We start from the raw sequence: 17,843 nt of genomic DNA, 5'->3' as shown, positions 1-17,843 counted from the left end.
GGATTTGACCCATGGGTTTTGCCGGTTTTCGTGAAAAGATGCTGTCAGGGGCGCCGCTTGCTGGAACGTTCCTAAAGACACCATCGATTGAGATCATCGAGGTTTTGGCCAAGTCTGGTTTGGATTTCCTCTGTCTGGATTGCGAGCACGCGCCATTTGATCGGGCGCGTATGGATGGCTGCATGGCGGTCGCCCGGGCCTTGGATTTTCCGATGTTAGTGCGTGTCGGTGACAGCAGCCCCCGCGAGATTTTGCAGGCTTTGGATGCCGGGGCGGTGGGCCTTGTGGTGCCCCATGTGGACAGTGTGGAAAAGGCGCAGGCGGTGGCGAAATCCGCGCGTTATGGCCATGGGGGCAGGGGCTATGCAGGCTCGTCACGCTGGGCCGGATATGCGACGCGCCCCATGCCTGAGATCTTGGAACAATCGCGCAATGAGACTGTGGTCATCGCCCAGATCGAAGAGCCTGAGGGCGTGGATGCCGCCGCTCATATTGCGGCTGTTGATGGCATTGACGCACTGTTCTTAGGTCCTGCGGACTTGTCCGTGGCCTATGGACACGAACATCAGACTTCGGATGATTTGATGAATGCGTTGCAGCGTGTCGGCGAGGCGACTAAGGCGGCAGGCAAAGCCTACGTGACTTTCGTGCCTGATGCGGCAAAGGCCCAGGACTGGCAAAAATACGGGCTGAGCGTGTTCTTTATCGCGTCTGAACACGCGTGGATGCTGCAAGGCGCACGCACGGCGGCAGCGGGCATTCATGAGCTGTAGGTGTTGATTTTGCGGTTCTTGCACAGGGCCCTTTTGATTGGGCTGATAATGGGTGTATTCGGATTTGAGGCGCCGCAGAAGGTGATACCTATCTGAGGATCGCACCTCGACCGCTTTATCTAGGCGCAAATGCGTCTTGATTGGATATCAATTGGTGATTGAAGAATTTGGCTCGAAGAAAAAAACAGCCGGCGGCAACCTTTGGGCTGCTCGTTTCGAAGGCGAGGCCGAGTGGTATGTCCTTGGGCTGGAGCAGGGCGCGAGGATCGTAAACCAGATCAGCTACATGCAAACAGCCAACCGCGACATCTGTTCGGGGTTGGCTGTGGTTTTGGTAAAACTCTTAGGCTTGGCGTTGCTTGCGCCGTATGACCCCGAAAATCCCAAAGCCAGCAAGCGCCAAGGGCAGGCTGGCGGGGACTGGAACCGGTGAGATCGTGATCTCGTTGATCACAAAGCCGATGTTGCGCGCGGCTTGCGTGTGGTCAAAGAACAGGCTGGTGAAGGCCGCACCCGAGTAGGTGACAATGCCGCTGCCAAGGCTGCCGGTGGAGGTAATGGTGTCTGTGGTGTCGTCGAAATCAGTGGCGCGCAGGCTGGTGTAGTCGATGTCGATGCTGCCAAATTCGGTGGCCCAACCGGTGATGGCCTCGGCGGGATCGCGATTGGTCAGCCAGTCGAATTCGAAACTGATAGAATTGATCGCTTTGTCAAAGTTCAGCTCATATTTGCCGGATGTGGGGGCCGATGTACTGGTCCCGTAGTTTTCGCCCCGGATGATCGCCCCTATATAGAGCCCGTTGCCGCCACCGCCGTTGTCATCATAGTAGTCCACCCGCCCGTCTGTCGTTTTTGCGGTCAGGGTCACGCCACCCGCTGTTGCAGTCGCCTCGGTGTTCGTAGCGTTGGGGGTGACGGTTTGAAGTAGACTTTCGGTGAAAGTGATAGAGGCCGCAGAGGCCATCATAGGACTAAGGGCGCAGGCTGTGGCTAATAGAAGTGTTCTGGTCTTCATGGAATAAATCCTTTGGCAATACTTTGAGATGCTTAAAACGCGGTTCTTGAAATTCATAAGGGTGGGACACAAATCCGCCCATCCTATTGGGTGGTCCCCGAACTCGTTAACGGTAGTTTACTTCTAAAAATCCGTCAATAACGGAACTCGATCTGAAAAATGACCCGTCGTATGTTTCGCGATTTTGGCTTTTTCAGCGCAAAGCCTTGGCTGCGTGGCTGCGCTATCTGGATGCTGATGAGGCGCGGGCTTTGCGTGCAATCTTGGCCGCGGACCACTCACCCACCACCACATGGGCCGTAAGAACTTTGACCAGCATGTCCTTGTTTCCGGGCTTTAGCAGCATTTCGACTGTGCCGTGTGGCAAGGCAGAAAAGGCATCATTTATGGGTGCAAATACAGTAAATGGTCCGGGGCTTTGCAGTGTTTCCGCAAGGCCTGCTGCCTGAACCGCAGCGACTAGCGTTGTGTGATTTGCCGAGTTCACGGCGTTTTCCACGATGCTCTTTGTCTCGAACATGGTCGCGCCGCCGACCATTGGAATTTCAGCGTGGGCCGTGGTGGCAAATGTTAAGGCTGCAATGATGCTCGCCAGCTTTGATGCAAGTTTCATATGGATTTACTCTTTAAGTATTGTCCGCAAATTTGTGCGGTTATGAGAGAAGCTGCGCAGAGATGCATCGCAGGGTTTCAGCCCGCTTGAAATAAATCCGCATCGAAGAATTCGTCGGTGGCAAGAATAGCCCCAGTTGGCGCACCTGTGGGCGAGCCACCTTGCGGTTCGTCCGAGACGGCCAATATTCCGCCGTCGATCAGCGCCGCGATTTGCGGTGTGATTTCAAACAGGCTTTCCCGGTCGGCGGGAATTACACCCAATGACAAAGGCGCCTCGGCATTGGCACCAATAACCCAAAGTTCAAAATCGCGCCCCGCTGCAGGCCCACCATCTATTGGGATCACTTTGAATAAATTGCCGTCTGGCGCATATCCCGCCTCGATGTGCACTGCACCATCCTGTGAAATCAAGGTGGCATGCAGCAACGGATCAAACGCGGGGGCGCGCAGCATCGGACCAAAGACAAAAAATGCGGCCAGAGCAATAGCCGCCAAGCCGGGGAATGTCAGCCAGCCAAAGGTCCAGATGCGTTTTGAGCTTGCGGCACCGCCACTGATGTCGGCGAGGAGTTTGGACCGAACCGAAGGCCTCGGCACTTCGGCGGGCAAATCTGCGGCAAGGGGGGCGAACTCGGCTTCCCAAAAATAGACATGCGCGCGCAGGGCGGGTTCATCTTGCAATCGCGCCTCGAATGCGTTGTGTGCGTCCGCGTCAAGCAGGCGCAAGACGTATTCGGCGGCAAGTGCCTCGTCTCCCGATATGTCCTGTTGATCGCTCATCGCGAAAGGCACTCCTTCAAAGATATCAAGCTGCGCCGCAGCCAAGTTCGCATTGTGTTCAGTGGCACATCAAAGCGGTCAGCAAGCGCCTGGTAACTGTCACCATCAAGATAGGCAGCACGCACGGCATTCGCACGGTCCGTAGGTAATTCGTCAAAACAAAGGCTGATTTGCCGCCGCTCGGATGCGGCGATGCTTGCGGCCTCAGGGCCGGGACGCGTCTCGGCCAGTTCACCGACGTTGTCGAGGTCCACATGATTTTCCTTTTTGGCCCGTAGCCGGTCGATCGCTATATTTCGCGCAACAGTGATCAGCCATGTCATTGGGCTATGACCTGTGACCGCATACCGGTCAGCTTTGGCCCAAATCCTAAGATACACATCCTGCAAAGCATCCTCGGCCTCTGATCTGTTTTTCAAGACACGCAAGCAGACGCTGAAAAGTTTCCCGCTGGTGGCATCATAAAGTGCTGCTAAAGCTGCTCGTTCGCCAAGTGCGACCTTGCCAATAAACTCTTCGATATGCTGACGGTCGGTCATTTATGCCTTAACTGGTTCAAATAATTTCGTTATTTGTTTGCGTGGCAGAAATGGCCCCGAACAGCAATCTCCTGCCGCCGGGACCATCCCGTACTATTAACCAAAAACTCAGTAACCAACTTTAACGGATTACATGCCCAGCGACGCCGCAAAGCCTGTGATGCCGCCCATCCCCAGATCGGCCTTCATCGTGGCTGCACCGGTTTCAAGATCGATTAGATAGAGCCCCGCTGATGCAGCGCCTTCCATTTGTAAAATTGCCAGCGCCATATTCTCGCCTTCCGATGCCGAGATGATGTCAAAGCCGCCCATTGGCGCCAGATCGACTGCCGCGCCGTCCACGGTAATTTTGCCGATGGTTTCCAATGTGCCTGCGTTGTTGGCCAAGCTGACCAGCGTGTTGGTCCCAGCATCCAGCGCATACTGGAATGTGGTGCCTGCGGCTTTGCCATTGATGGCGTTGGTGTAGGCATTGGCAAAGATCATCGGAGTGCTGCCCGCCATGGGATCGCCCTCGGCGTAAGCCAGACCCGTAAACCGACGCACGGACCCTGCGCGTTCGTCGTTGTCACCAAAGCCTTGTGGGAAATAAACGAGGTTGTCACCGGCTGATGTCACCGCGCGCACAGCGTCAATTTTGTTGTTGAAGTCAAACGCGACCATTGTGTCGTCTGCGATCTTCGCGTCGTCCATAAAAGAAGCGCTCAAATCAGTCATTTTACCAGACGTCGGATCAATCGTTGCGACCATCCCATCGGAAAACCCCAGCAACTCGCCCGTAACAGGACGCCAAGCAATCGCTTTCAGGGGCGACGCTAAGGCATATGTCATCACGTTTGCAGGCGCATCCACATCGCCCATCACGACAAGCGTTGCACCGCTATTTGCCAAGGCATAGCCGGAAACGGCCGCGTGACCTGCTGCAAAAGCTGGGCTGGCTGCCAGCGCGATCAGGGACGTTACAAGAGCATGAGTGTTCATGTTTATTTCCTTTCAAGGTGGTCAAGGTGTGCATCGTTTTGAATGCGTTCTGATCTCAGCCACGAAAGGAAGCGGCGGATAGTTTCAGTGCGATCTAATTTTTTTCATTTTTATTTGGAGGGGGGCGACCACATCCCAGCGATTTTAGCGGGCAAATGGACTGTGCCTTGCCCAAGGGACTTGTTCAGGTGTTGATAGCGCAGTGCAAACCAGCAGGCTTGTCTAAAGAGACTGGCGGTTTGCCGAGATTGGATGAGCGGCGCGAAGGGGCGTTTGTTGGATGTCCGCAGCTTTGCGCACAGCGCAAGTGCACGTGACGGCCTAGCGATTGGCCTCAAACAAAGCAAGCATACGTTCAAAGAACGGCAGGCGGACGTCGTCGCGTTCCATCATCACTTCGTGCTCGGCCCCATCAGCGATGGTCAGGGTGCCGTTTGGCCAGCGCTCACAACGGTCCTTGATGCGGCTTGCCTCGACGATGCGTTCGTTGCTGCCCAAGGTGCAGTGCATCGGCAGGTCCGGGCTGGGCTGTTTGCTGAGGTGCAGCATCTCACGCAGGGCTTCATTGAGCCATTGCAGGCTGGGTCCGCCCAATTGCAGATCTGTGTGTGACGAGACATGGCTGCGCATATATCCGAACATATCCTCGTCTGTGGTCAGCATGTTGTCATCAAACGCTGCCTTCAAAACATAAGGCTCGGGCACAGTAGAGGGCGCATAGAACCGCGCAAATGGTGTCGGTCGCACCGCTGTTGAGACGACCCAAGCCACTGGCCGCAGCACAGGTTTCATCACAATGCCCCACATGGGTGCGGAAAACACAGCAGCCTTTACAGGCAGGCCTTCCATCACAGCGCGCAGACCAATGCAGCCGCCCATGGAATGGGCAACCATGTAATAGGGTTCGGGCAGTTCCAGTTCGCGGGCTGCGGCCACAACGGCGGCCACATCATGTTGGTAGTCCGTGAATTTACCCACATGACCCATCAACCGATCTGACACCAAACGCTGCCCCAGTCCCTGACCGCGCCAATCGACGGCCAGTGTATGATAGCCTGCGTCGGAAAAAAGTTTTCCGGCGCGGCCATATTTTTCAACATATTCCGTGCGGCCCGGGAACATCAAAACGGTTCCGCGCGCCTTGGCTTGTGGGCTTGCTGGGAAATGACCAAGGCGAATGCGCACGCCGTCTGCAGTGCCCGCCCAATAAGCGGCACTGCCCTCGGGGCCTTGTGCGACATTTGCAAAGAAAGGGGCGTCTGTCAGACCCATATCCGTATCCATCATTCCCAAATCGAGCATAACTATCCCAGTACTGTTCCCAGTGCCATGGCCTTACCCATGTCACCGTCTACACTTAGCTTGCCGGTCATGAAGGCCGCCGTGGGGTTCAGATCACCTTCCAAGATCGATTGGAATGTCTCTGTATCCGCGGTCAGCGTCACGTCGGCCTCGTCGTCCCCTGCGCGGCAGCCATCCGCATCAATGATCAATGCGCCTTCTTCGGAAATGACAAACTTTGCCACCCCGTCAAATCCTTGGCCGCCCATTTTTTCGTTCAGAACTTCTACCGCCTTGTTGATAATGTCGCTCATACCGTGCTCTCCATTTTGTCATGCCTGAGGGGGTGCATTCGCCCCCGCCTGCGCTATAGTTAGCGAAGTTATGAGAATAAGACAGTCCTTGATCCTTCGTACCGTTGCGGCATTCGTGCTGACAGTAGGGTTTTCCTTACCTTTTGGCAGTGACGCTACGGCACAACAGGCCGACACGGGCGCATTATTGGACCGTTTGCGCAACGCGACGCCCGAAACCTACAAAGTGATCGAAAAAGAAGTGGAATTGGCTTGGGGCAATTCAGGATCGCCAGCGATGGATTTGTTGTTGCAGCGGGGCCGCGATGCATTGGAAACGGGCAAGTTCAATGAGGCGATTGAACATTTCACTGCCCTTGTGGACCATGCCCCTGCTTTTGCCGAAGGCTATTACGGGCGTGCGACGGCCTTCTTTAACCTCGAGATGATGGGCCCGGCTCTGGATGATCTGCGAGAGACTTTGGTGCTGAACCCCGATCACTACGGGGCTATGACTGGTCTGGGTGTGTTGTTCCAAGGCTTTGGTGACGAGGCATCCGCCCTAGAAGCCTTCCGCGCCGCCAACCGTATCCATCCGCAAAAGCCTGATGTAATCGAGGCGATAGACCGGTTGGAGAAATCCGTGCAGGGGCAGGATATTTAGGCTGCAAATTTAGACCAAATTCGGCTTGTGAAGCGCGTCGCGCCACGGTCTACTCTGCGATGTTATGAGCAGCTCCCTTCAGGGCAGAATCACTGCGGTTCTGGGCCCGACCAACACAGGTAAAACCCATTTCGCGATTGAGCGTATGTTGGGCCATCGCACGGGCATTATTGGCCTGCCTTTGCGGCTGTTGGCCCGTGAGGTTTACGACAAAATCGTCGCTATTCGAGGCCCTTCGGTCGTGGCGTTGGTTACGGGCGAGGAACGGATCGTACCGGAGCGGGTGAAATACTGGGTGTGCACCGTGGAAGCGATGCCAGACGGCATGGGCTGTGATTTTCTGGCGGTAGACGAAATTCAGCTTTGCGCGGATCCCGAACGGGGCCACGTGTTTACGGACCGATTGCTACACGCGCGCGGTTTGCATGAGACGCTGTTTATGGGCGCAAGCACGATGAAGTCGGCGATTGCAGCAAATATTCCCAAGGCTGAGTTCCTGCACCGCGAACGCTTTTCGACCCTGACCCATACGGGCAGCAAAAAGATCAGTCGCATGCCCGAACGATCTGCAATCGTTGGTTTTTCGGTCGATAGTCTTTATGCCACGGCAGAACTTTTGCGCCGTCAAAAGGGGGGGGCGGCCGTGGTTATGGGCGCTCTATCGCCGCGGACACGGAATGCGCAGGTTGAGCTCTATCAAAATGGCGATGTGGATTATCTGGTGGCCACCGATGCTATTGGGATGGGGTTGAACCTTGATGTCAAACACGTTGCGTTTTCCAGTCTGACCAAGTTTGACGGGCGCAAGATGCGGCATTTGCAAGCCAATGAACTGGCGCAAATCGCTGGCCGAGCGGGGCGTCATATGAACAATGGCACCTTTGGCGTAACCGGGGAAGCGCCAGCGCTGGATGATCAAACAGCGCTGGCAATCTGTGAAAACCGCTTTGCGCCGGTCAAAAAACTGCAATGGCGCAACAATCGGCTGCAATTTGGAACCGTAAGCGCATTGATCCGCTCATTGGAAGAACGCACGGATGATGATTGGCTGACGAGGGTGCGCGACAGTGACGATCTGATTGCGCTCAAAGCGCTGAGTGTCGATCCAGAAGTCGCCGCACGGGCCAGCGATGGGGCCTCGGTCCGGTTGTTGTGGGATGTTTGCCGGATTCCGGATTTTCGCGATATCAGCACCTCGGAACATGCGGGGCTGTTGTCCCAGATTTACAACTATTTGCACGAAAAAGGCCGTTTGCCCGATGATTGGCTGGCCCGTCAGATCAAACGTATTGACAACTGCCATGGCGATATTGATGCCCTGTCTAAACGTTTGGCGTTTATCCGCACTTGGACCTATGTGGCCCAGCGTAAAGGATGGGTGCGCGACGAATCCCATTGGCGTGAGGCGACGCGCACTGTAGAAGACCGACTGTCAGATGCGCTACACGGTGCCCTGACCCAAAGATTTGTTGACCGGCGTACATCGGTTTTGTTGCGCCGGTTAAAACAGAAGGAGGCCCTCGTGGCTGAAGTAAACGACCAAGGTGAAGTCACCGTAGAAGGCGAATTGATCGGCAAGCTTGAAGGCTTTCGGTTCAAGCAAGACGCCAGCAAATCCCCGGATGAGGCCAAAACCCTCAAGGCAGCCAGCCTTCAGGCCTTGGCACCGCATTTCCATTTGGCCGCGGACAAGTTCTATAATGCGCCCGACACAGAGATGGACTTCACCGAACAAGGTGGCCTGATGTGGGGCACTTTGGCTGTGGGCAAGCTGGTGCCGGGTGGCGACGCTTTAAAACCTTCTGTCGAGGCCTTTGTCGATGAAGAGGCAGGACCGGATGTGGCGCAAAAAGTTGCGCGCCGTTTGCAGCATTTCATTGACCGCAAGGTTGCAACGTTGCTTGAGCCCTTGTTGGCCCTGTCCAAAGATGAGGCGCTCACCGGTTTGGCCCGTGGTTTGGCCTTCCAATTGGTCGAGAACTTTGGCGTTCTGGACCGTGCCGTCGTGGCCAATGATGTGAAATCCTTGGATCAAGAGGCCCGCGGAGCGTTGCGCAAGCATGGCATCCGCTTTGGCCAGTTCACGATCTTTATGCCTTTGTTGCTGAAACCTGCACCGACGCGGTTGCGTTTGGTGTTGTGGTCTATGTCCAAGGGCCTGAGCGAGTTTCCCGAAAGCCCACCGCCCGGTTTGGTGACGATCCCAGTGATCGATGGTTTGCCGGAAGGTACTTATTTGCAATCGGGCTACCGGCCTGCGGGGCAGCGCTCGATCCGGATCGATATGTTGGAACGCTTGGCCGATCAGTTGCGGGTTGAAGACAGCCGTGGCGGGTTTGAAGCCAAGGCCGACATGCTGTCGATCACAGGTATGACGCTGGAACAGTTTGCAGATCTGATGATGGGTCTTGGCTATAAAGCCGAAAAAGGCGAGCGCGAGAAAGTCAAAGTGGTGCCTGAGGGCGAAACACCTGCGCCTGCACCGGCTCCAGTGACCGAGGATGAGACCCCTGCAGCCCCCGAAATGGAAGTGTTTTACACCTTCGCATGGGGCGGCAACCGTGGCAACAAACCCCAAGGGGAACGTCGCGGCGGTGGCAAACCACAGGGCAATTCCAAAGGCAAACAGGGTGGCAAACCCCGTGGCAAACAAGGCGGCAAAGGTGGTGGCAACAAAGCACAGTCTTTCCAAGCCCGTCCGCCCAAGAAAGAAAAGCCGATCGATCCTGATAACCCGTTTGCAGCGGCGTTAATGGGCCTCAAGAAAGACTGATGAGCGGGGCGGACAGCCCTGCTGCGTCCATTCGCTTGGACAAATGGCTATGGCAAGCGCGATTTTTTAAGACGCGTGGCCTCTGCGCCAAGCTGGTCAGCGCGGGCAAAGTCCGGGTTAACGGCACGCCAGTGTCCAAGCCCTCGCGTAGCGTCGGCCCAGAGGATGTACTGACCTTTCCGCAAGAAAAAGACGTGCGCGTGATCAAGATCATCGCCTGCGGTGTACGGCGCGGTCCGGCTCCAGAGGCCCAGCAGTTATACGAAGATTTGGCCCCTATTGTGCGCGAACCGCGCGATCTGTCGGACGAGGGAAAAACGCCCTTTGCCGATCGAAAGGGCCGCCCGACCAAGAAAGATCGCCGCGACATTATTGCCGAAAAGCGTTCGCATCTTGAATGATGCCAGCGGACGGTCTAGCAATGCCGCAAACCTGAATTTGGAAGCCTTGATATGACCTATATCGTGAATGATGCCTGTATTTCGTGTAAGTACACTGACTGTGTTGAAGTCTGCCCCGTTGATTGCTTTTACGAAGGCGAAAACATGCTGGTGATCCACCCAGATGAATGCATCGATTGTGGTGTATGCGAACCAGAATGCCCCGCGGATGCGATCCGTCCGGATACCGAGCCGGACATGGACAAATGGGTCGAGTTCAACCGCAAATATTCCGAAAAATGGCCCGTGATCATCACCAAGAAAGACCCGCTGCCCAACGCAGAAGAGCGCGACGGCGAAGAGGGTAAGTTGGAGAAATATTTCTCCGAAGCACCGGGCGAGGGTGGCTAAAGCCCCTTCAGTTCAAGCATTTGCAGGGTTGCCCTTCTAAATGAGCGATTCTTGTGCTATATTGTGCGGGATATCATTGCGAGACATACAGCGCGCCTGACTGGATTCCATTGGACCGGTCGGGTTTTTTGTCGCTTGAGACACCGCGCTGCCAAAGGAAGGACCCTTTATGAGTAAGTCGAAAAAATCCCCCTTCAGCCCCAACGATTTCGTCGTCTACCCGGCCCATGGTGTGGGCAAGATCGTATCCATCGAGGAACAAGAAGTGGCCGGATTTGAACTGGAACTGTTTGTGATTGCGTTCGAGAAGGACAAGATGACATTGCGTGTTCCGACGCACAAAGCCACCGAAGTTGGCATGCGCGCGCTGTCGAGCCCCGATATCGTCAGCCAGTGTATGAAAATCCTCAAAGGGAAGGCCAAGGTCAAACGGGCCATGTGGTCGCGCCGTGCGCAGGAATACGAGCAAAAGATCAACTCGGGCGATTTGATTGCTATCGCCGAGGTCGTGCGCGATTTGCACCGCAACGACGACCAACGCGAGCAAAGTTATTCCGAACGCCAGCTTTACGAAGCGGCTTTGGAACGCCTGACCCGCGAAGTCGCCGCTGTGAGCGGTGCGGACGAAGGCACCGCTGGTCAAGAAGTCACGGACGTCCTGCAATCGCGGGTGACAGCGGCTTAATCGCGACAGCCATTTTTTAAGGGGGCCCAGCGGCGACGCTGGGCCCTTTTGATTTTCAAAGCGTTAGTGCAGAGCGGCGCTTATGCATAAGAGTGCTGCTATCGCCGAAAGTTGCTGGCCGGCTCCAAGAATATCGCCAGTTTGCCCTTGGATTTTGGCCTTGGCGATGCCGGCCCAAAATGTGGTGACGACTGCGGTACCGATAAGTATTGCAAGGCATGATGACCCAAAGCACAAGATAGCGATGCCGGTTCCCAACGCCAAGGCCGCATAGGTTTGGGGGGCAGGTGCGCTGCCGACTGAGGCGGATAACCCTTCGTCCCGCGCGTTGGGCAACCAGTGCATGAGGGCCACCATAGGTGCGCGGCTGAGGGCCCCAACGCCGATGCCCAGAACGATAAGGTTTATCTGGTCCACCAGAGCTGCCAAAAGGCTGACCCGCAGGATTAGGCTCAGCCCAATAGCGACCACGCCGTAGACCCCGGTATAGCTGTCCTTCATGATTTTCAGCCGGTGTTCCTTGTCCCAGCCTCCCCACAGGCCGTCGGCACTATCGGCCAATCCGTCTTCGTGCATAGCACCAGTTGTGATGGCACTGCAGGCGACCATTAAGGCCGCTGTTGCCATGGGGGGCACTCCGATGAAATGCGCCAAAGTCCCCACCAGACCCGCCAAAGCGCCGATCACAACGCCGACCAAAGGATAGGCCCAAACTGCGCGCGCGCCACGCAATTGGGCGCGGTCAAAGTCCACTTTGACAGGCAACCTGCTGAGCAAGCCAAGGGCCGCCGCCAAATCAGACAGATCAAACTTGGCAATGTCGTTTTGTGCCATTCAAATGACCTTTCCACTGTTGCAGCGCCATCCCGAGTGGTTAAACAAAACCTGATGTTTTGACAACGAGGCTACGATGACGGCTCCTTTCGCGACTTTAGACGACTTTCAAGCGGTTCTTGCCGCGCAAAGCGGGCCAGATGTACGGGCGCAGGAAGCGGCCGAAGCACGCAATATGCAGTTGACCAAACCGCCCGCTGCCTTGGGGCGCTTGGAAGACATCGCTGTCTGGATGGCCGGATGGCAGGGAACGGATAAGCCTCATGTTGAAACGCCTCAGGTTATTATTTTCGCCGGAAATCATGGGGTTACTGCACAGGGTGTGTCAGCCTTTCCCGCAGAAGTGACAGAGCAAATGGTGTTGAATTTTCAGCATGGTGGTGCGGCGATAAACCAGCTGAGTACGGTGGTCGGTGCAAAACTGGATGTGCATGCTTTGGAATTGGACAGGCCAACGGCGGATTTCACCACCGCCCCTGCTATGACTGAAGCTGAGGTAATCGCAGCCCTCAGCACAGGCTGGAACGCCGTTGATCCCTCGGCTGACTTGTTGGCCGTGGGCGAGATGGGCATTGGCAACACGACGCCGGCGGCCGCGATTGGTGCTGCTCTGTTTGGTGGTGTGGCCGCGGATTGGGTCGGGCGTGGTACCGGAGTGGATGATGCCGGTATGCAGCTAAAGGCGCAGGTTGTGACCCAGGGTCTGACCCGTCATGCCACAGACAACCCTTTGCAGGTATTGCGCTGTTTGGGCGGACGTGAGTTGGCGGCGATGGCTGGTGCTATTGCCAGCGCGCGCCACCACCGCATCCCTGTTGTCATGGATGGGTTTATTTGCACAGCCGCTGCAAGCTGTCTGCACAAGGCGCAATCTGGCGCCTTGGACCACGTGATTGCGGGGCACCTCAGCGCAGAAGGCGCCCATGGTCGTATGTTGGAGGCCTTGGGCAAACAGCCATTGGTCTCGCTTGATCTCCGGTTGGGTGAAGGATCCGGTGCGGCCCTTGCCATGAACATCGTCAAAGCTGCCGTGGCCTGCCATTCGGGCATGGCGACCTTCGCCGAGGCAGGGGTCAGCGACGCCTAAGCTTTTTGATTTTCGGGTTCGCCGTCGGGGTTTTGGGTTTGGCCTGCCAAGGCTGTCTCAAGATCGCGGTTCATCTCTTTGGCGCGCTCTATATAGGGTCCATTTTCCAAGATTGGGATGTTCGGATCGTAAAGCTGTGCCAGGTCTTTGACAGCGGCACGATCCAATTTGTAGAAATTGACCTCAGCCTCGTGCGCCTCAAATTCGCTGAGGCCCATGGCCTCAAGGGCGTAACGGCCCGCCCGCAGCGAGGCATCAAACATCTCGCGCACAATGTCGTCTGCGCCCGCTGCAAACAATTGATAGACATGCACCCGGTCATAGGCGCGTGCCACGATATGCAGGTCGGGGCGGTGTTTGCGCGCATATTTTACGATCTGGGTGGCGGCGTTTTTGTCGTCCACAGACACAATCAGAACCTTGGCCGTATCCAGCCCAGCTGAGTGCAGCAAATCAGGGCGGGTTGGATCGCCAAAAAACCCCTTAAGCCCGAATTTTCGTAGCAAATTGATGGTGTCAAGGTTGTGGTCCAGCACAGTGGCCCGAAAGCCCGAATTTTGGACCATACGATTGACCACTTGGCCAAAGCGCCCGACCCCAGCGATAATTATTTGATTTTCTTCATCAATTTCATCTGGTTCGATATGGGCGTTGGTGTCGGCCATATTTTTGGTCATCATCTCGTAGAGAATAAACAGCAAAGGCGTGACCAGCATCGACAGGGCAATGACCAGCAGCAAAGTCTCGGATAGGGATTGGGGCAAGACGTTTTGTTGCAAAGAAAAGCTAATCAACACAAAGCCAAATTCGCCAGCTTGGGCCAAGCCAAGCGTAAACAACCATTGATCGCGGCCCTTGAGTTTGAACAGCAGACCAAGAATAAATAAGACGCCGCCTTTGATCGCGATAACGCCAACGGTAAGCGCAAGGATCAGAACCGGTGCACCAAAGAGCAGGGTAAAGTTTATGCCTGCGCCCACGGTGATAAAAAAGAGACCCAGCAGAAGGCCTTTGAACGGCGCAAGATCGCTTTCCAATTCGTGACGGAACTCGGAATTGGCCAAAACGACGCCTGCAAGGAAAGTGCCCAAAGCCGCGGACAGGCCGACCATCGACATCAAAACGGCGATGGCAACTACCAACAAAAGCCCTGTTGCCGTATGAATTTCGCGCAATTTAGCCATGTGAATATAGCGAAACAGTGGGCGGGTCAGGAACACACCTGCCAAAATCACCACGCCCACAGCCCCTAATGTAACAAGGGTCACGCCCCATGCGGGCAGGCCTTCGACCAAGGAAATTGTGTGGTGGGCATCCTCAGCGTGGGCTGCGGTTTTCAATGATCCATCGGCCGAGATTGTGACGGGGCTGACGACAGCCAATAGCGGCAAGAGGGCCAGCATCGGGATCACAGCGATATCTTGCGTCAGCAATACCGAGAAGGTTGAACGGCCTCCGCCGGTTTGCATCAACCCTTTTTCATTAAGGGTCTGCAACACGATAGCCGTTGAGGACAATGCAAATATCAGGCCCACCGCGAGGGCTGTTTTCCATTCTAACCCCAAAATCATAGCGCCGCCCATGATCAGACCTGTTGTCAGCGAGACTTGTAAGCCGCCCAATCCGATTAAGCGGTCTCGCATGTCCCAAAGCGCGCGCGGCTCAAGCTCAAGCCCGATCAAAAACAGCATCATCACCACGCCAAATTCGGCAAAATGCTGCAGATCGGTTGTTTCGGCACCGACAAGTCCCAAAACAGGGCCAATCACGATGCCAGCCATCAGATATCCCAAAACGGATCCTAGCCCCAGCCGCGCGGCGAGCGGAACCGCTATGACGGCGGCGCCCAGATAGATACAGGCTTGGATCAGGAACTCGGTCATGCGCACCTCATAGGCGTGGAGATTTCACAAGGGTACTTGCGAAGCGTCAATGCGGCCAGCCCAAACACGCGCAGTCTGGACCCAAATAGGTTAAGTTCCCCTGTTTTGGCAGGCCCGCATTAGAATGTTCGACAGATAGCGCAGGTCTTTGCGGTGTGATGCCGTAAAATTGGGCAGTGCTCGGATCGATGCAGTCGCAAAGGTCCCGTTTTGTGCAGGATTTGTTAGCCCTTGGGCATCTTCAGCGTGATATTTCGACCATTTTTGACATAGCGCAGTTGGCCGTCTCCGATAGCCGCCACGCGGCCACCATCCAAACGGTCGCCAGCCTGAACTTTGACCATCCGGCCATTGCGCAGCCGCACCATGGCTTCGCGACTGCTGGTGGACCCAAACACGCCGATCAGGTTGATTTTGTTGAGGCTGATGGCATTGGCCGTGGTGGCGTTGCGCGCCACGGTACTGTTGATGGGGCCGGAAGGTTTGATGGCGCGCGGTGCAACAGTTGCAACGACACGGGCATCGTTTTGTTTGTTTTGTTCCAGACGTTTTGCAACAGTGCGGCCAAAATTATTAGGGCGCTTTTTGGGAATGCGGCTGGCGGCAACAGCCAATTTGGTACCACCGATTGCAGCGGGCTGGGAGACCAGCGGATCGGTGTTGGTGTCTATTGCATCTGGATCGGCTAGCGAGGCGCTTTGTTCTGTGGCCTCAGCCAAGGCCTGTGCAGTGGCTTGGTTGGTGGCCTGGCTTGCCTCAGGCAGTGGGGTCAGGCCTTCGGGGCGCAGTTTCGGGCGTAAACTGGCCAGTTCTATGCGCGTATAGCCCCCAAGTTCCTCGCGTTGGCGGCGCTCAAAAATACCCTCCGGGCGCAGCTTTGGCCGCACCCCCAAAACACGCGGATCGATCGGTTGAACGATCTCAACTTCAAATTCAGGGCGCTCAGACGGTACAGACACGGGTTTTCCAGCGTAAACGCGGTAGCCATCTGGGGTCAAAGCCCCTTCAGGCGTGGCGATCACCAATCCCTGTGGGTTCAGCGCGTATAATACGGACGCGGCCAACGGCGCCTGTAACACTGTGTAAGGCCCATCAGTGCCCAGTGTGCGGCGCGCGGGCAGGGCAACAGCGTCTGAGATGTCGATGATAGGGTCAATTGAGGCCACATAGAGCGCGTTCAACTCATCAGGTATTTGAACGGGCGCTTGCGGTGATGCCGGGCTAGCGGTCCAGATACCGGACGAGATGTAAATCTCTTGCGTGTCCAAGGTCACGACGGTAGGTGCGTTTGGCAGGGGCTGGCTGAGGACTGACGGTGTTTGCGGTGTGGTTTGGGTCAGACCCAAATCCGTGGCGGCGACGTTGATCACAACGGCGTCTTCCGGCTGTTGCGCGGGGGCCGTTCCGGCAACGGTTGTGTCCCCCTCGGAACCGAACAGCCAACTTACTGCGGGACTATCCCAATTGGCTGCGAAAATGGCGACGAGCGCCAAAAACAGCAGCAAAACGCCGGTCAGAATAAGGCCTAGAAATTTGGGTTTGCCGCCGATGTCACGTGATTTTCGAGCGCCAAAGACAGTGAATTTATCAGCCTCATCCGCAACCACAGCGGCATTTTGTTTCTTGAGCGCCTTTTTGGATTGCCGCTTGGCCATTAAGCCGGACATGCCCCCCTTTTTCGGCGTATCCGAATCCGGGGCGGCAGGGGCCACAACATCTGGTGTCACGACAGCGGTGGCCGTCTCGGCGCGGTTTGGGACATATTGCGCTACCGGTGCTGCTTGCTCGGGCGAGGCCGCAGCGGATCGTCCTGTCACAGGTGGGGCACTATAGGGGGCTGCAGGATGTTCTGCGAAGGCTGTTGGTGCAACTGCAGCGGTCGGTGGAAAATCCCGTGAGGCCGTGCCAAGGCTGGGTGCCTCTCCGGCGGGAGGGGGGGGCGGGGCAGCCGCGGGCGCAAGCGGCTGTGCTTCGCTATCACTCAGGGTGATGCGGCGCGCGACCTGCGGTTCAGGCGGTAGGTCGGAGGCTGAAGCAGGCGATGCTGCAGGTGCTTCTGGCTGCTGCGTGCGGGTACTGGAAAACGAGATATTGGGCACATCTTCACGATCTGGAACGCTTGCGGCACTGACGTTGACGTCTTGCAAAACATCCGGCTCGGGCGGCGCGGGCAAGGGGCCGAGGGGAACCACAGGCTTGTCATCGCGTTCTACGGTTTCGCCTTCAGGCAAATAGGCAGCTGCACCGCTGGACATGCCGAAAAACGGCTCACCTGCAAATTCGCCTTGGTTGGGGGAGGCCACAAAACACACAGGCGCAAAGCCAAAGTCGCTTGCAAACCCTTCGGCCTCGGCCAGAGTATCGCGGGCGACAATCGCAATTTGTGCGTCGACGCCTTTCATGCGCCAATCAAAGCTGACCTCGTTGAGGGCATAGGGCGTAGCACCGGAGACTGCGGTTTGAATCTGATCAAGACGCTGCGCTTCGCTGCTGGCATTGATCGGGATCTGGATATATTTGATTTGATCGTTTGGAATGATCAGTTTGGTGCGCAACTGGTCCGGGCTGGCTTGCGCAGCTTTGATCTGCAATTGAGCCATGTCCGCCTTAAGATCAGCCGACGTCGGGTCGACACTGTCCAAGATATACCACCCATCGGGCAGCTTCTGCGTCAGGAATATCCCATCAGCGGATAAGGATAATGCAAAGGACGGCTTCATAACGGTCTTTCACCTTGGAACATTGGGAACGCTCAAAGTCTAGGGCTTTGATCTGACACACTTTCACTCTTTATTAACCCATTGTTACAACAGCTGTCACGGCAAAGAAAGACGGCAGTTTAAACAGGG

16 protein-coding genes and 1 pseudogene are annotated in these 17,843 nt (G+C 56.1%); 7 read left to right on the top strand and 10 right to left on the bottom strand.

Annotation, left to right across the window (positions count from 1 at the left end; genetic code table 11):
* The first annotated feature begins 11 nt into the window (after positions 1–11).
* Positions 12–773 carry an HpcH/HpaI aldolase family protein gene (locus tag ACIRQ6_RS11375; RefSeq protein WP_420860706.1) on the top strand — a complete coding sequence of 254 codons (762 nt, stop codon included), beginning with the start codon at positions 12–14 and terminating at the stop codon, positions 771–773.
* Positions 774–1,116: 343 nt separating this feature from the next.
* Here ACIRQ6_RS11375 and ACIRQ6_RS11370 read toward each other — a convergent pair whose 3' ends face one another.
* From ACIRQ6_RS11370 to ACIRQ6_RS11340, 7 genes and pseudogenes are all read right to left on the bottom strand, one after another.
* Positions 1,117–1,788, bottom strand: a complete 672-nt coding sequence (locus tag ACIRQ6_RS11370; RefSeq protein ID WP_420860705.1) for a VPLPA-CTERM sorting domain-containing protein — start codon at positions 1,786–1,788, stop codon at positions 1,117–1,119.
* Between the two features lie 238 nt (positions 1,789–2,026).
* Positions 2,027–2,401, bottom strand: a pseudogene (locus ACIRQ6_RS11365) (fasciclin domain-containing protein); the annotation flags it as partial.
* Positions 2,402–2,478: 77 nt separating this feature from the next.
* Positions 2,479–3,183 carry an anti-sigma factor gene (locus tag ACIRQ6_RS11360; RefSeq protein ID WP_420860704.1) on the bottom strand — a complete coding sequence of 235 codons (705 nt, stop codon included), beginning with the start codon at positions 3,181–3,183 and terminating at the stop codon, positions 2,479–2,481.
* Positions 3,180–3,722: a sigma-70 family RNA polymerase sigma factor gene (locus ACIRQ6_RS11355; protein ID WP_420860703.1), complete on the bottom strand. Its 543-nt coding sequence runs from the start codon at positions 3,720–3,722 to the stop codon at positions 3,180–3,182. The genes ACIRQ6_RS11360 and ACIRQ6_RS11355 overlap by 4 nt, the downstream gene beginning before the upstream one ends.
* Before the next feature lie 129 nt (positions 3,723–3,851).
* Positions 3,852–4,703 carry a DUF4394 domain-containing protein gene (locus ACIRQ6_RS11350; protein ID WP_420860702.1) on the bottom strand — a complete coding sequence of 284 codons (852 nt, stop codon included), beginning with the start codon at positions 4,701–4,703 and terminating at the stop codon, positions 3,852–3,854.
* Positions 4,704–5,024: 321 nt separating this feature from the next.
* The gene (locus tag ACIRQ6_RS11345; protein WP_420860701.1) at positions 5,025–6,005 is read right to left on the bottom strand and encodes an alpha/beta fold hydrolase; all 981 of its coding nucleotides are present in this window, start codon (positions 6,003–6,005) and stop codon (positions 5,025–5,027) included.
* Positions 6,006–6,007: 2 nt separating this feature from the next.
* A complete protein-coding gene (locus ACIRQ6_RS11340) occupies positions 6,008–6,298 on the bottom strand; it encodes an SCP2 sterol-binding domain-containing protein (protein WP_420860700.1) in 291 nt (96 codons plus the stop codon).
* An 88-nt stretch (positions 6,299–6,386) separates the two neighbouring features.
* Here ACIRQ6_RS11340 and ACIRQ6_RS11335 point away from each other — a divergent pair, with 88 nt between their 5' ends.
* The 5 genes from ACIRQ6_RS11335 to ACIRQ6_RS11315 all read left to right on the top strand — a co-directional run bounded on the left by ACIRQ6_RS11335 (position 6,387) and on the right by ACIRQ6_RS11315 (position 11,190).
* A complete protein-coding gene (locus ACIRQ6_RS11335; RefSeq protein WP_420860699.1) occupies positions 6,387–6,941 on the top strand; it encodes a tetratricopeptide repeat protein in 555 nt (184 codons plus the stop codon).
* Positions 6,942–7,005: 64 nt separating this feature from the next.
* Positions 7,006–9,714 carry a helicase-related protein gene (locus ACIRQ6_RS11330; RefSeq protein WP_420860698.1) on the top strand — a complete coding sequence of 903 codons (2,709 nt, stop codon included), beginning with the start codon at positions 7,006–7,008 and terminating at the stop codon, positions 9,712–9,714.
* Complete coding sequence (locus tag ACIRQ6_RS11325) at positions 9,714–10,115, top strand: RNA-binding S4 domain-containing protein (RefSeq protein WP_420860697.1); 402 nt, start codon at positions 9,714–9,716, stop codon at positions 10,113–10,115. The genes ACIRQ6_RS11330 and ACIRQ6_RS11325 overlap by 1 nt, the downstream gene beginning before the upstream one ends.
* A gap of 51 nt (positions 10,116–10,166) precedes the next feature.
* The gene (gene fdxA / locus ACIRQ6_RS11320) at positions 10,167–10,505 is read left to right on the top strand and encodes a ferredoxin FdxA (RefSeq protein WP_420860696.1); all 339 of its coding nucleotides are present in this window, start codon (positions 10,167–10,169) and stop codon (positions 10,503–10,505) included.
* A 169-nt stretch (positions 10,506–10,674) separates the two neighbouring features.
* Positions 10,675–11,190, top strand: coding sequence for a CarD family transcriptional regulator (locus ACIRQ6_RS11315; protein WP_420860695.1), 516 nt, complete (start codon positions 10,675–10,677; stop codon positions 11,188–11,190).
* 63 nt (positions 11,191–11,253) lie between these two features.
* Here ACIRQ6_RS11315 and cobS read toward each other — a convergent pair whose 3' ends face one another.
* On the bottom strand, positions 11,254–12,024 hold the full coding sequence (cobS, locus tag ACIRQ6_RS11310) for an adenosylcobinamide-GDP ribazoletransferase (protein ID WP_420860694.1): 771 nt from the start codon (positions 12,022–12,024) through the stop codon (positions 11,254–11,256).
* Between the two features lie 76 nt (positions 12,025–12,100).
* On the opposite strand from cobS, the gene cobT reads away from it, so the two are divergent.
* Positions 12,101–13,111, top strand: a complete 1,011-nt coding sequence (cobT, locus tag ACIRQ6_RS11305; RefSeq protein WP_420860693.1) for a nicotinate-nucleotide--dimethylbenzimidazole phosphoribosyltransferase — start codon at positions 12,101–12,103, stop codon at positions 13,109–13,111.
* Here cobT and ACIRQ6_RS11300 read toward each other — a convergent pair.
* Positions 13,108–14,994: a cation:proton antiporter gene (locus tag ACIRQ6_RS11300; RefSeq protein ID WP_420860692.1), complete on the bottom strand. Its 1,887-nt coding sequence runs from the start codon at positions 14,992–14,994 to the stop codon at positions 13,108–13,110. The genes cobT and ACIRQ6_RS11300 overlap by 4 nt on opposite strands.
* A gap of 224 nt (positions 14,995–15,218) precedes the next feature.
* Positions 15,219–17,714 (bottom strand): hypothetical protein, encoded by a 2,496-nt coding sequence (locus tag ACIRQ6_RS11295; RefSeq protein WP_420860691.1) that lies wholly within the window; start codon positions 17,712–17,714, stop codon positions 15,219–15,221.
* Positions 17,715–17,843: the final 129 nt, after the last annotated feature.

The sequence above is a fragment of the Algirhabdus cladophorae genome (assembly GCF_044772865.1).
In the GTDB taxonomy this organism is placed as follows: Bacteria; Pseudomonadota; Alphaproteobacteria; order Rhodobacterales; family Rhodobacteraceae; genus Algirhabdus; species Algirhabdus cladophorae.
This window is presented reverse-complemented; position numbering and strand designations above follow the sequence as displayed.

Coding starts and splice junctions, on each gene's coding strand:
- ACIRQ6_RS11375 (WP_420860706.1), top strand. CDS start 12: ATGGGTTTTGCCGGTTTTCGTGAAAAGATGCTGTCAGGGGCGCCGCTT.
- ACIRQ6_RS11370 (WP_420860705.1), bottom strand. CDS start 1,788: ATGAAGACCAGAACACTTCTATTAGCCACAGCCTGCGCCCTTAGTCCT.
- ACIRQ6_RS11360 (WP_420860704.1), bottom strand. CDS start 3,183: ATGAGCGATCAACAGGACATATCGGGAGACGAGGCACTTGCCGCCGAA.
- ACIRQ6_RS11355 (WP_420860703.1), bottom strand. CDS start 3,722: ATGACCGACCGTCAGCATATCGAAGAGTTTATTGGCAAGGTCGCACTT.
- ACIRQ6_RS11350 (WP_420860702.1), bottom strand. CDS start 4,703: ATGAACACTCATGCTCTTGTAACGTCCCTGATCGCGCTGGCAGCCAGC.
- ACIRQ6_RS11345 (WP_420860701.1), bottom strand. CDS start 6,005: ATGCTCGATTTGGGAATGATGGATACGGATATGGGTCTGACAGACGCC.
- ACIRQ6_RS11340 (WP_420860700.1), bottom strand. CDS start 6,298: ATGAGCGACATTATCAACAAGGCGGTAGAAGTTCTGAACGAAAAAATG.
- ACIRQ6_RS11330 (WP_420860698.1), top strand. CDS start 7,006: ATGAGCAGCTCCCTTCAGGGCAGAATCACTGCGGTTCTGGGCCCGACC.
- ACIRQ6_RS11325 (WP_420860697.1), top strand. CDS start 9,714: ATGAGCGGGGCGGACAGCCCTGCTGCGTCCATTCGCTTGGACAAATGG.
- fdxA (WP_420860696.1), top strand. CDS start 10,167: ATGACCTATATCGTGAATGATGCCTGTATTTCGTGTAAGTACACTGAC.
- ACIRQ6_RS11315 (WP_420860695.1), top strand. CDS start 10,675: ATGAGTAAGTCGAAAAAATCCCCCTTCAGCCCCAACGATTTCGTCGTC.
- cobS (WP_420860694.1), bottom strand. CDS start 12,024: ATGGCACAAAACGACATTGCCAAGTTTGATCTGTCTGATTTGGCGGCG.
- cobT (WP_420860693.1), top strand. CDS start 12,101: ATGACGGCTCCTTTCGCGACTTTAGACGACTTTCAAGCGGTTCTTGCC.
- ACIRQ6_RS11300 (WP_420860692.1), bottom strand. CDS start 14,994: ATGACCGAGTTCCTGATCCAAGCCTGTATCTATCTGGGCGCCGCCGTC.
- ACIRQ6_RS11295 (WP_420860691.1), bottom strand. CDS start 17,714: ATGAAGCCGTCCTTTGCATTATCCTTATCCGCTGATGGGATATTCCTG.